The organism is Aristophania sp. ESL1142 (genome assembly GCF_058107345.1).
This window is the reverse complement of record NZ_JBYLUH010000001.1, coordinates 1350971-1364619: the sequence shown is the minus strand read 5'-3', so window position 1 is coordinate 1364619 and position 13649 is coordinate 1350971. Positions and strand designations below refer to the sequence as shown.

Annotated in this window: 6 protein-coding genes; 5 read left to right on the top strand and 1 reads right to left on the bottom strand. The window is 44.7% G+C overall.

Annotation, left to right across the window (positions count from 1 at the left end):
- Window positions 1–64: 64 nt before the first annotated feature.
- The 4 genes from AC3B6P_RS06425 (at window position 65) to AC3B6P_RS06410 (ending at window position 12290) form a co-directional block, all read left to right on the top strand.
- Complete coding sequence (locus AC3B6P_RS06425; protein ID WP_489805264.1) at window positions 65–1345, top strand: citrate synthase; 1281 nt, start codon at window positions 65–67, stop codon at window positions 1343–1345.
- 146 nt (window positions 1346–1491) lie between these two features.
- The gene (locus AC3B6P_RS06420) at window positions 1492–1962 is read left to right on the top strand and encodes a hypothetical protein (protein WP_489805263.1); all 471 of its coding nucleotides are present in this window, start codon (window positions 1492–1494) and stop codon (window positions 1960–1962) included.
- Window positions 1963–2277: 315 nt separating this feature from the next.
- Window positions 2278–9639 (top strand): autotransporter domain-containing protein, encoded by a 7362-nt coding sequence (locus tag AC3B6P_RS06415; protein WP_489805262.1) that lies wholly within the window; start codon window positions 2278–2280, stop codon window positions 9637–9639.
- Between the two features lie 170 nt (window positions 9640–9809).
- The gene (locus AC3B6P_RS06410) at window positions 9810–12290 is read left to right on the top strand and encodes a heavy metal translocating P-type ATPase (protein WP_489805261.1); all 2481 of its coding nucleotides are present in this window, start codon (window positions 9810–9812) and stop codon (window positions 12288–12290) included.
- 138 nt (window positions 12291–12428) lie between these two features.
- On the opposite strand, the gene AC3B6P_RS06405 is transcribed toward AC3B6P_RS06410, so the two are convergent.
- A complete protein-coding gene (locus AC3B6P_RS06405) occupies window positions 12429–12665 on the bottom strand; it encodes a hypothetical protein (RefSeq protein WP_489805560.1) in 237 nt (78 codons plus the stop codon).
- 232 nt (window positions 12666–12897) lie between these two features.
- On the opposite strand from AC3B6P_RS06405, the gene AC3B6P_RS06400 reads away from it, so the two are divergent.
- Window positions 12898–13647: an orotate phosphoribosyltransferase gene (locus AC3B6P_RS06400; RefSeq protein ID WP_489805260.1), complete on the top strand. Its 750-nt coding sequence runs from the start codon at window positions 12898–12900 to the stop codon at window positions 13645–13647.
- Window positions 13648–13649: the final 2 nt, after the last annotated feature.

Sequence of the window (13649 nt, the reverse complement as noted above, 5' to 3'; positions counted from 1 at the left end):
ATTTCTTTATCGAAACTACTATAACCAGTTCATGTTACCGGTAATATGAGAGGAATTTTTCGTAATGCCAGATGAAACAAATGAAACACTCTCTTTCACTTTTCCTGTCATCCACGGAACTATGGGCCCTTCAGTCCTGGACCATCGACGTTTACCGCAAGAAGCTGGATTATTTACGTTTGACCCTGGCTTTGGTTCTACAGCAGCCTGTAAAAGTAAAATTACTTATATTGACGGCGAAAAAGGAATTCTCCTCCATCGTGGCTACCCCATAGAACAACTGGCGCTTCAGACTGATTATACAGAAACCTCTTATCTCCTGCTTTATGGAGAATTACCAACCAAAGATCAGTATGAGAAATTTTCAGCTGATATGGCAACACAGCGCCTGTTGCATGAACAGATTCGGAACTTTTTTAATGGCTTCCGGCGCGATGCGCATCCAATGCCTATTTTATGTGGAACTGTTGCTGCTCTCTCTGCCTTTTATAGCGATGGCCTTGATATTAATGACCCTGCTCAACGCGACCGTTCAGCTCGGAGACTTATTTCCAAGGTTCCGACAATCGCTGCATGGGCCTATAAATATAGCCGTGGAGAACCTTTTGTTTATCCTGAGGAAGACCTTTCTTTCTCAGAAAACTTTCTGAACATGCTCTTTAGCCGTCCTGGCAGGCATTATAAGGTAGACCCTGTCCTGGCACGTGCGCTTGACCGCATTTTTATTCTTCATGCTGACCACGAACAAAATGCCTCCACTACGGCAGTCCGGCTGGTTGGCTCCACAGGAGCTAATCCATTTGCCTGTATATCAGCTGGGATTGCCGCCCTTTGGGGGCCAGCACATGGAGGCGCTAACGAAGCCGTGCTGAATATGTTCGATCAAATTGGTAATAAAAAGGAAATTCCTTCTTTTCTGGAAAAGGTCAAGGACAAACATTCCGGCATAAGACTCATGGGCTTCGGGCATCGTGTTTATCGTAATTTTGATCCACGGGCAAAATTGATGCGGGCTACATATTACGAAGTAATCGAGACACTGAATATCAAAAGGGATCCTTTCTTCGACCTTGCTAAGGAACTGGAAAAAATTGCCATTGAAGACGAATATTTTGTCACGAGGAAACTTTATCCTAATGTAGATTTTTATTCAGGTCTCATCCTTAAAGCTTTGGGCATCCCTACAACTATGTTTACAGCTCTTTTCGCCGTTGCGCGGACAGCAGGCTGGGTAAGTCAGTGGCTGGAGATGATGGCTGATCCAACCACACGCATTGCAAGACCACGTCAATTATACATAGGAGAAAAGGCACGAAATGTAATTCCAATGGCAGAAAGAAAATGAATTAATAAAAAATAAGACCGCATTAACCGAAAGAATGCTAGATTTATCAGAGGCATTTTATAATAAGAAATGGATAAGTTATTTCCTCATCCTTATTATAAAACCGCCTTCATCTGTCGGAATCACTCTTACAGGAAGGATAAACAATGCGTAAATATTCTCTTTATGGGTTAACCTTTATTTCAGCTCTGGGGCTTTGTGTCGCTGCTCCTTCCTCCTTCGCTGATGAAGCCAAAAAGACTGAGAAACCAGTTGCTAAACCTGTTGGTCACATTCATTTTACGACGCGTTCTGCTGATTTGGGCGTTGGCTATACATGGGGTGAAGGAACTCTCACCTTTCGTGGAAAAAAACACCGATTTAGCATTCATGGCGGAAATATCGCTGCATTAGGTTACTCCAAAATCAATGCTGATGGAGATGTCTTCAATCTCAAACATCTTCATGATTTTGACGGCGAATATGGCTCTGCCGCAGGCGAAGCAACAGCAAATGAAGGCGTCGGCGGTGCACTACTCTCCAATACTAACGGTGTACACCTGAAAATTACATCTTCAAACCGTGGAGCCCGCCTCGCCGCAGGAGTTCAGGGATTGAAGTTCACATTAAAAGATTAAATCAAAAATAGCCCTGTTTTTCAAACAAACAGGGCTATTTTTATTATAATACCTACTGCACATATTAATTTTATATAGAACATATTTTAAATTGTTTTATTAATTAAAAGTAATAATATAATATATTCTCAAAAATATAAATATTAATTATTTTTGACAACAAATACATATTAAGTAATAAAAAATTAATACATATGATAATATACGAAACATTAATTAAGATAAGTTAATATTTTTGTTTCATATATATTAATATATACCACATATACAAACAGCACCGTATTACTCCTGAATGAAAATTAAGGATTGAAAACTGTGACTGGCAATAAAATCCGTAAAAAAAATACCACTAAGACCCATTATAAAGAAAAAAAAACTCATCTGAACAATCTCAATATTTCAGTCAATGTCATCGCTTTACTCAGTGGAACAGGACTTTTATCAATCTCTCCGAGCATCGCTTATGCTGAAAATTCTGATGTCACATATTCCCCAGAACAAGGACAGTCTATAAGTATAACGATGCCTATAACAGGCTTTGATACGTCAATTCTACATAATGGTCCTGGTACTACCATACTCTCTGTTAGAAATGACTATCATGGCGCAACGAATATACAACAGGGAACCCTCTCCCTTGCCGGCTCTGGAGATATTTCCTCTTCATCAGCTATCAATATTAGCAATAGTGCCAGTTTCGATATTAGTAATACAGATAAAGGTTCTTCAATAACCGATCTTAATGGCGCTGGCACAGTTATACTGGGAGATAAGACTTTAACCCTGACAAATGCAACCAACCAACAAAATTATTCTGGAAATATTTCAGGAAATGGTGGAATAACACTTTCTGGAGGAAACAAGACCTTAACAGGTACAAATAATTATACTGGTGATACAAATATTATCAATGGAACACTATTTCTTTCTGGCACCGGACGTATTTCAAAATCAAGCAATATATTCGTTTCAAGTGACGGGATCCTTGATATTTCACATGCGACACAGTCAGTAAATATTACGAACCTGAACACAAACCTCAAGAAAAATGAAAATGGAAGTATTAATCCAGGGATAACAGGCGGCACTATTAACCTAGGGGCAACAAACCTTAACATTACAAATGCCAATTCAGTCGGTGGGCATGATGAAAATCAGGGCGTCATTGTTGGTTCTATCAAAGGTACTGGTACTATAAAGGTTTCTGGAACGAAAGAAGTATTCGGCTCTGGCATCACAGGTGTTTTGCATGACGGCCTAAGTCTCGACATTTCTTCTACAAGCATTGGTGTCGATTTGAATGGTGAAAATGACTATAGCGGAACAACAACTATTGAAAATGGCGGTAAACTTCATGTTTACGGAAATGCCAGAAACACCAGTCAAGTCACTGTCAAAAATGGTGGCGTTTTAAGCGGAACAGGTTTTATTGGTGCTGCCAATGGAAGTTCTATCATAGAACAAGGCGGAACAATCACCTTCCCGGCAGGTAATTCCGTCAATCTGGAATTCGGAGGAAATCTGGATGTTGAGGGACTATCTGATTTTACTCCCCTAAGTGATTCATCAGGTTCTGGAAAATTAAAACAAGGATCCTTTGTCGTCGATGGTGATCTCACACTCAATGGCATAATCAAGGTTACAAATCTATCCGGCTCATTAGGCTCTGGTATTCAGAATCTCTATAAATATAATGGAAATCTCGTTGGAGAAAATGCCAGCCTGGAAATTGATGGCAATAACATTGCCGATAAGCAGAACTACCTGCAAACAAGTTTGAATCAGGTTAATGTTGCTCTTGCTAACGGGTCTGATCATCTTTCTTTCTGGGATGGTAATGAAACCTCATCAAATGGCCAGGTTGATGGAGGTATAGGCTTTTGGACGCAAAACCCTGGTGAAATTTCAAACTGGACCACAATTGACGGGAACACAAATTCGTCCTGGAGTGCAGGCGATTATGCGATTTTTCAACATACAGGTGGCACTGCTACAGTAAAAGGTAATATTGACATCGCAGGTATGCAGCTTGATCCCTCTAACGGCACTTCTTTCACAATTGCTTCAGAAAACTCCGATAGCGCTCTTACCCTGCATGGCAGCCAATATACCAATAATGAGACAGATTTTGGTGTCACACATAACGGCTCAAAGAGCGATCAGCAAACAACAGGGAATTTATATAACGCATCTGGTCTTGTTTCCACCATACGCGTCGGTAATGGCAGTGGTTCTGGTTTTAATGATAGTGCTACGATCAATGTCAATATTACTGATGACGTGAACCATCCTACAACACTGGTTAAAACAGATAAAGGTTCCCTCACACTTGGTGGCATAAATAGCTATAGGGGCGGCACGGTTATTGCTGATGGAACGCTCATCATATCACGGGACAATAACTTGGGAGCTGCGAATACAGATCTTGCTATCAATGGGGGTATTCTCGAACTTTCTGGAGACTGGAATCAGAGTAACAGAAGCATTATTTTCGGAAAAAATAATGCAATCATCCAGATTGATGGTCATAGATTTGATGCAAATTCTGCAATCATCGGACCTGGTGGTGTAAGATATACAAGCTCTAGCAATCTAGATGCTGGGGATGCCCCCTCAATTCTTAACCTAAACAGCAACAGTACCTACACTGGCTATACGGCAATAACTGGCCATAAAACCAGCTATGATGATACCAACCAGACGCATATTCTTACAGTTAACGCAAATACCTTAAACCCCTTTGGTACATCCACTACAAGCAATCATGGGGGTGACGTCAGGTTTGAGGGAGCTGATATAAATATGAATGACGGCTCCTCTCTCGGATACCATAATGTTTCAGCTTCCCGGAGTTCAGTCCAATTTACGAATACAGGCACAGCAGGTAATGCTACTATCACCTTACAGGACTCAGATCTCTTCCACTTTCACGATAATAGCACCGCTGGACAGGCTCATATTACTTTGCAGGATACAAGCTTACTCCAATTTTCTGATAACAGCTCGGCTGGAAATGACTCAATCATTGACGTAAACTCCCCAAGCCGGGGACAAAATGCCAGCAAGGTCCAATTTCTCGATACCAGTACCGCTGGTAGCGCAATAATTAATATAAATGGGGGCACCTCTCTCCAGTTCAAAGGGAATAGTAGTGCTGGACAGGCCCATATTACTGAAAACTGGTCCGATAACAAAGCAACCTCAATTCATTTTACAGATAATAGTAACGCTGACAAATCAGATATATTTGTCCATTCCCATTCTCCACTTTACTTTGACGGAAATAGTAAATCGGGACAGGCCCATATCGGAACTGACAGTTCTGCCGATGTTTATTTCAAAGATAACAGCTCCGCAGACTCTGCCAATATTTATGGCTGGGGTGATATATCATTTTCAGGGAATTCAACAGCTACTCAAAATACAACCATTGAACTCGATCACGGCGGTAGTCTGGACATATCTGCTGTAACATCTCCAAATGGACTTTCTATCGGCTCTCTTGGAACGCAGGGAGCTTCAGTCCTGCTGGGAGGAAATAAATTAACAATTGGTTCGTCAGATAAAGATGAAATAATTGCCGGTTCGATCCAGGATGGGGGAGCAAATGGAGGCACAGGCGGAAATCTCATTAAAGTAGGTACAGGAAAACAAACACTCTCCGGCACTAATTTTTATACAGGTAAAACAGATGTGCAGAATGGCACCCTGAGCCTCACAGGGTCTATCGCCGGTACACTCAATAACGCTGCAATCACTGACGTAAATGGCGGCTCTGTCTCTGGTGTTTCCACAAATAGCGGCACCCTCACCGCTGAACATGCCACTTTGTCTGACGTCACAAACAGTAACGGAGCAGCCACACTAACTGACTCCAATGCTGGTGCTGTCACCAATAACCAGAATGCCACCTTCAAGGCAACCGGAGGAACACTCGCCTCTGTCACCAATGAAGGCAACATGATGTTAGGTGCTAGGAACAATGTCACGGGTGATGTCGTCAATCATGGCGGGCAGCTGGCACTCAGTGGTGATCGTATCACCGGCAGGCTCGACGTCCAAAGTGGCAGTTTCAATGTCACAAGCGACAATGCTTCTGCTGCCTCCCTCTCCGGTGCTGGGAATGGAACCCTTGAGGGAACACTTACACTTAATAATGCAGGCGACACTTATTCAGGCTCCCTCTCCGGTAATGGGGACCTCACAATCACTGCTGGAACAGAAACACTCTCGGGCAATAACCTTTATACAGGAAATACTGCCGTCCAACATGAGGCAGAACTGATTATCACGGGCAATAACAGTACGACTGGTCAGACATCTATTGATGGCACATTACGTGGAAATGGCACTGTCGGTGGGAATGTCACTATTAATGCCGGGGCAACTCTCGCTGCAGGCACAGACCATAATCCTGCTTCCCTAAAAATCTCAGGAAATCTGATACTAGACGACCATTCCACTCAGAAATTCCGGCTGGGACAGGCAAATATGGCAGGTGGTCAATATAATGACTATATCAATATCGGCGGAGACCTAACCCTTGGAGGAAATATTATCCTTGAGGTTAATACTGACGGCCCCTCTATCTCCAACAATAAACTGGGTGCTGGTGTTTATAATCTTTATGGCTATGAAGGGACGCTTCATCAAAACGCTTCAACAACACTCTCTATGGCAAGTGGTCTACAGGAAGCTGGTACCCCCATACTCCAAACCTCCATTAACCATCAGGTTAACGTTGTCATTGGTGGAGACAGTCTAAATTTCTGGGATGGCGATAATGCCAGTCACCGTGCGGGAAATGGAAACGGCAACGGCCGTATTGAAGGAGGCGATGGTGTCTGGTCTGCCCCTGAAGCCGGTACAATCCCTAACTGGACCTCACAAGATGGGGCAGCCAATACCGTCTGGACTTCTGGAAATACCGCTATCTTCTTAGGTTCTGCCGGGATCGTTCAGGTTCAGGATAAACCAGATGCATCAGTCAGCATCTCTGGCATTCAGTTTGGCAATATAGATGGCCAGACATACGTCATTAAAGGTGATAACCTTTATGCAACACAGTCTAACACGGTCATCCAGGTAGGAAATAATTCAGCATCAGGAAAGAATATCACTGCAGAAATCAATTCCGTCATTGATGGCAGTCAAGTCAATGGTGGGACATCTCTTGATAAAACAGATGCTGGCAAGCTGATCCTCTCTTCCGACAATAACTTTGCAAAACCAACTATTATTGATGGCGGAACCCTGCAACTCGGGAATGGTGGCACAACAGGCTCACTGGGTGACCAGAATATTACTGACAACGGAACATTGGCCATTAACCACAGTAATGATGTCACATTATCCCAGGTTATTTCTGGAACAGGGAGCTTCGTCCAACAGGGAACAGGCACAACAACCCTCTCGGGCACTAATTTTTATACAGGTGAAACAGATGTGCAGAATGGCACCCTAAACCTCACAGGATCTCTCGCCGGGGCGCTAAATAACGCTGCAATCACTAACGTAAATGGCGGAAAAGTCTCTGGTGTTTCCACAAATAGCGGCACCCTCACCGCTGAACATGCTACTTTGTCTGACGTCACAAACAGTAACGGAGCAGCCACACTAACTGACTCCAATGCTGGTGCTGTCACCAATAACCAGAATGCCACCTTCAAGGCAACCGGAGGAACACTCGCCTCTGTCACCAATGAAGGCAACATGATGTTAGGTGCTAGGAACAATGTCACGGGTGATGTCGTCAATCATGGCGGGCAGCTGGCACTCAGTGGTGATCGTATCACCGGCAGGCTCGACGTCCAAAGTGGCAGTTTCAATGTCACAAGCGACAATGCTTCTGCTGCCTCCCTCTCCGGTGCTGGGAATGGAACCCTTGAGGGAACACTTACACTTAATAATGCAGGCGACACTTATTCAGGCTCCCTCTCCGGTAATGGGGACCTCACAATCACTGCTGGAACAGAAACACTCTCGGGCAATAACCTTTATACAGGAAATACTGCCGTCCAACATGAGGCAGAACTGATTATCACGGGCAATAACAGTACGACTGGTCAGACATCTATTGATGGCACATTACGTGGAAATGGCACTGTCGGTGGGAATGTCACTATTAATGCCGGGGCAACTCTCGCTGCAGGCACAGACCATAATCCTGCTTCCCTAAAAATCTCAGGAAATCTGACCATGAATGCAAATTCGATCTTAAATATTCGTGGTACGGCTGACAAAATAGGGAATAAGCTTGATGAAGCAAATAATTACAAGCCAGATGAACTTGCATCGGACCGTATCCTCGTCAGTGGCAAAGCTGTCCTGAATGGTGGGACACTGGCTCTTCATGTTTCCAACCCAGATAGACTGACCTATGGAGAAGCCTATCGTGTCATGAATGCAGCGCAAGGTGTCAGTGGCGCATATGACAAGCTACAAACCAACCTTGGTTCGCAATATGCCTATCTAGACCCGACCCTTGTATATCATCTTAACGATGTAGATATCGTGCTCTCACGCGGCCAACAGAGCTTTGCCTCTCCAGGAGAAACACGTAATCAGATTGAGACAGGCCACGGACTGGACCATATTTCTTCCAATAGCACCCTGGCACAAGCTATGGCGGGCCTGACCAAAGATCAGGCACGTAAAGCCTTGGATAATCTTTCTGGTGAAGTTCACGCTTCGATCCGTACAGCCTTGATCCAGGACAGCTTTTTTGTTCGTAACGCCGCTCTGAACCGTCTGGCTAATAGTGAATGTGATTATGCCGGTAATGGACAGAGTATCTATGACATGAAAACCCATCAAAAGAACGGTGCCTGTTCTTCCGAACACACCATCATGTGGGGGCAGGCATATGGAAGCCTTGGCCATAATAGCGGCACAGGAAATGCCGCAGCGATGCATGACCGCACGACAGGATTCATCATGGGTGTCGATACACCGATCCGTAACAGTAACTGGCGCGTAGGCGGCCTCTTCTCATATGGTCATTCCATGTTTAATGTCGGACAGGGTCGCTCTTCTTCCGGTAATAGTAATAACGTAACAGTGGGTGGTTATGCTGGCACATATTGGGGTCAGTTACATCTGCGTCTTGGTGTTGCTTATAGCTGGAATGTCATCAATACACGTCGTGACATTTCAGTTGCTTCTTACGGTAAAAAACTGACCAGCCACTATCTTGGTGGGACAGCACAAAGCTTTGCCGAGCTTGGCTATAAAATGTACCAATGGCACAGCATATTTGAGCCATTCATGAATGTGGCTTACGTTAATATGCAGACCAATAGCTACCGTGAACATAATGGCGAAGCCGCATTAAGAGGCCGTAGTTCTGATAATGGTGTGACTTTCGCGACCTTCGGGCTGCATGCATCTACCCAGTTCAATCTCGGAAAAACACTCTTCATGCCCCACTTCATGGCAGCTTACCGCCACGCTTTCGGAGAGCTAGGATCACGTCAACACGAAGCGTTTGCCATGACTGGTGGCAATAATGATATGGATATTGCAGGAACCCGTCTTTCGAGTAATGCAGCAATCATTGATACAGGGATTACGGCGCGACTGACTGATATACTGGACCTGGACCTGTCCTATATTGGTCAATATGGAGATCACTCAACTGACAGCGGCGCTACGGGTTCTCTCAAAATCCATTTTTAAACACTGACACGAGATCAGTCTTTAACCTTGAGGAAGAGAAACAGGATCATATTTCCTTGAAGATAAACAAGTTGATTATCATAAATAAAACTTCTTTTCCTTGACCTTCTAATGGTTGGAAGTTGCATAATGAAGGATGTTTCACTGATGAGCTGCTAAAGGGGAGCAATATGACAGGCACAAAAAGGCAAGGCAATATGACAATTACTTTGCCTATAGAAGGCATGAGCTGTGCCTCTTGTGCCGCACGTCTTGAACGCGTTTTAACAAGGGTTGAAGGCGTTCAGAAAGCCAGTGTGAACCTCGCTACAGAAAATGCTACAATTCAGGCCAGCCCGGAAACAGCAGAAGAAACACTCATTAAAGCAGTTGAAACAGCTGGTTTCTCCGTTCCGTTAAATCATATTGAACTTACGATAGAAGGCATGAATTGCGCCTCCTGCGTTGGTCGTGTGGAACGGACTTTAAAAAATCTTCCTGGCGTGATGGAAGTCACGGTCAATCTGGCAACCAATCACGCCAATATTACAGGAACAGAGAGTGCAGGAACCCTTATCAACACTCTCAATAAGGCTGGGTACAAGGCACGCCCACTTGATAGAAGCACAGATCAGGATGAATCCAGCGCCATTCATAAAAGAGCTAGGGACTATGCCCTTAAACGTAGTGTCTACATTGCAGCTATTCTAAGTTTACCAGTATTTTTCCTTGAAATGGGCAGTCATATCATACCAGCCCTTCAGATGAACCGGCTTAGCTTATATGCCCAGTTTATCCTCACAACATTAGTGCTCGCTTTCCCGGGATTTCGCTTTTACAGAAAAGGGATCCCTGCATTAGTGCGGCTTGCACCTGATATGAACTCACTGGTTGCTGTCGGCACATTAGCAGCTTATATTTATTCCGTTATTGCAACATTTTCTCCCAATCTCCTCCCTATGGGAACAGTGCATGTTTATTATGAAGCTGCAGCTTTTATCGTAACTCTCGTTCTGCTAGGGCGTTACCTGGAAGCCCGCGCAAAAGGACACGCTTCAGAGGCCATCAGACGACTGGGGAGATTACAGGCAAGAACAGCACGTGTACGCCGCCATAATAAAGTGCAGGAAATTCCTATTAATGACGTTGTAACAGGCGATATCATTGAAGTACGCCCAGGTGAACGTATTGCCGTCGATGGAGACGTCATTGAAGGCCAGAGCTATGTTGATGAATCAATGGTTACGGGCGAACCCATCCCTAATCTGAAAACCCAGGGAAGTAGCCTGGTAGGCGGGACGATTAATCAGCAAGGAGCACTTACTTTCCGTGCAACGGCTGTTGGGCAGGACACAATGCTCGCCCAAATTATGCATATGGTTGAGCAGGCCCAGAACGCAAAATTACCGATACAGGCTCTGGTCGATAAGATCACCATGTGGTTTGTCCCCGTTATATTTATCATTTCCGCCCTAACTTTCCTTATCTGGCTAATATTAGGTCCTTCGCCTTCCCTGAGTTTTGCCTTAGTCAATGCAGTTTCTGTACTCATTATTGCCTGCCCCTGTGCCATGGGGCTTGCAACACCAACAGCCATCATGATTGGGACTGGACGGGCCGCTGAACTAGGTATTCTCTTCCGGAAGGGAGAAGCCCTCCAGCTTCTCAAAGATGTTAAAATAATCGCCTTTGATAAAACCGGCACGCTAACAGAAGGTCACCCTGCTCTTACAGACTTCCAGACCATGCAGGATTTTGACCGCAAAACCGTATTGGGTCTGATCGCTGCGGCTGAAAGCAAATCTGAGCATCCTATTGCCCATGCGATCATGGCAGAAGCCAAAAGTGAAGAGATTCATCTCCCTTCCATAACTTCTTTTGAAGCACTGCCAGGGTTAGGCATTAAAGCACAAATTGGCGAGATATCAGTCCAGATTGGCGCGAGTCGCTATATGAAAGAACTAGGGCTCATTCTTACGCCTTTTGCCACGATAGCAGAGCGATTAGGACACGAGGGTAAATCCCCTCTTTATGTTGCCATTAATGGGAGGCTTGCAGCAATGATCGCTATAGCAGACCCAATTAAGGAGACCTCACCACAGGCAATCCACACGCTTCATAAACTTGGTATCAAAACAGCAATCATCACCGGAGATAATCATATAACCGCTGGAATTATCGCCGAAAAACTTGGAATCAGCACAATTATCGCTGACATCCTTCCGGAAGGAAAAGTGGACGCTATAAAGCAATTAAGGGAAAACTATGGGAAAATTGCCTACGTTGGTGATGGCATCAACGATGCCCCTGCATTAGCGAGCGCCGATGTTGGTCTTGCCATAGGTAATGGAACGGATATCGCCATTGAATCAGCCGATATAGTGCTTATTTCAGGACAGCTTGATAAGGTTGTGACAGCCATCTCACTGTCACGCGCCACAATTCATATAATTCATCAAAATCTGTTCTGGGCATTTGCCTATAATACTGCCCTGATCCCCTTTGCCGCTGGCGTTTTTTATCCTTTGTCCGGGGTCTTACTCTCCCCGATATTTGCCGCAGGGGCTATGGCATTATCAAGCATTTTTGTCCTTATGAACTCTCTGCGTTTACGAAATTTTGGAAGAGAAAAGGCCCATAATACCATGACAAGAGAGCAAATAACGTCGTGATAACCGTAAAAGCTACGCAGCTAGTCACATCCCAGTTACCCCATTCATACCAATCTGGGAGAGATATCTGACAGAAATAAGGAAATTCTTATTCCAGACAATGCTGTTCCTCAATGTTCCTGAAACATAAGTAAGTTTCTAGCAATCACATCCTCGCGTCTCACCCTTGCTTTTCCTGACAAGGTGATGGTCAATCCATTCTGAAACGAGCAAACGTGCTTCAAGAAGAGAAGATTCCGGATGATAAATACGGTATAACGAAGTACAGGCCGTGAAAGCCTCCATATCATCATGGCCAGTTTCCTTAAGCTCCTGATAAGCCGTTATAACCGCTCTTTCGCATTTCCGCCCTATATGACGCGTATCAATAGCCATAATCTGCGCGATCTCCATCAGGAATCGCCTGCCCGAAACACGACTCCACATTCTCATGATCATAGGCGACCATAATGGACAGCCTTATTAAGACACGAACTTGTGACGGCTTACAAACTATTTATGAGCTAATCACATTAATAAACATCTTTTCTCTACCCTTATGAGTCTCTAACGGCTAGATGTCAGTGAAAGAATTTACTGAGAAAGAATTTGTTCTGGGGAGACAACCATGACCGCCGATGCTCTTTCAACGGCACCTGCACGCTCAACACAATGGGACCGTGATGCGGCGCTGACAACAGCGCGTATCCTGCTTGAAATCAAAGCTATTAATTTTCGTCCCAACGAACCATATACCCTGACTTCAGGCTGGAAATCTCCCGTTTATATTGACTGCCGTAAAATCATTTTCTTCCCACGGGCACGCACCAAGATCATGGAACTTGCTGTTCAGAAAATTGAACGACATATCGGTTATGAAAGCCTTGATGCTGTTGTCGGTGGGGAAACAGCCGGGATACCTTTCTCCGCCTGGATTGCAGATCGCCTAATGACTCCAATGGCTTACGTGCGTAAAAAACCTAAGGGGTTTGGCCGTAATGCACAGATTGAGGGTGACGTCCCTGAGAATATGCGAACCCTTCTCGTAGAAGACCTCACCACTGATGGAGCCTCCAAAATCCGTTTTGTCAAAGCATTGCGTGAAGCTGGTGCAATCGTCGACCATACGTTTGTTGTTTTTTATTATGGCGTCTTCCCAGGTGCCCAGAAATCCTTATCTGCTATGGGCATTAATCTCCATGCCCTTTGCACATGGTGGGATGTTCTTGAAGCCTGCGCAGGTGGGAAATATTTCTCTGACGAAGATAGTGCCGAAGTCCGCCGTTTCCTTGAAGACCCCTGTGGCTGGTCAAAAGCACATGGTGGTGTAGGCAGCGTTGAAGAGGCCCTAGCTTTCAAGACTGAGGACAAAGGCTGAAT

Excerpts from the sequence above, each read along its gene's own strand:
- AC3B6P_RS06420 (WP_489805263.1), top strand. The coding sequence starts at position 1,492 with ATGCGTAAATATTCTCTTTATGGGTTAACCTTTATTTCAGCTCTGGGG.
- AC3B6P_RS06405 (WP_489805560.1), bottom strand. The coding sequence starts at position 12,665 with ATGGCTATTGATACGCGTCATATAGGGCGGAAATGCGAAAGAGCGGTT.
- AC3B6P_RS06410 (WP_489805261.1), top strand. The coding sequence starts at position 9,810 with ATGACAGGCACAAAAAGGCAAGGCAATATGACAATTACTTTGCCTATA.
- AC3B6P_RS06400 (WP_489805260.1), top strand. The coding sequence starts at position 12,898 with ATGACCGCCGATGCTCTTTCAACGGCACCTGCACGCTCAACACAATGG.
- AC3B6P_RS06425 (WP_489805264.1), top strand. The coding sequence starts at position 65 with ATGCCAGATGAAACAAATGAAACACTCTCTTTCACTTTTCCTGTCATC.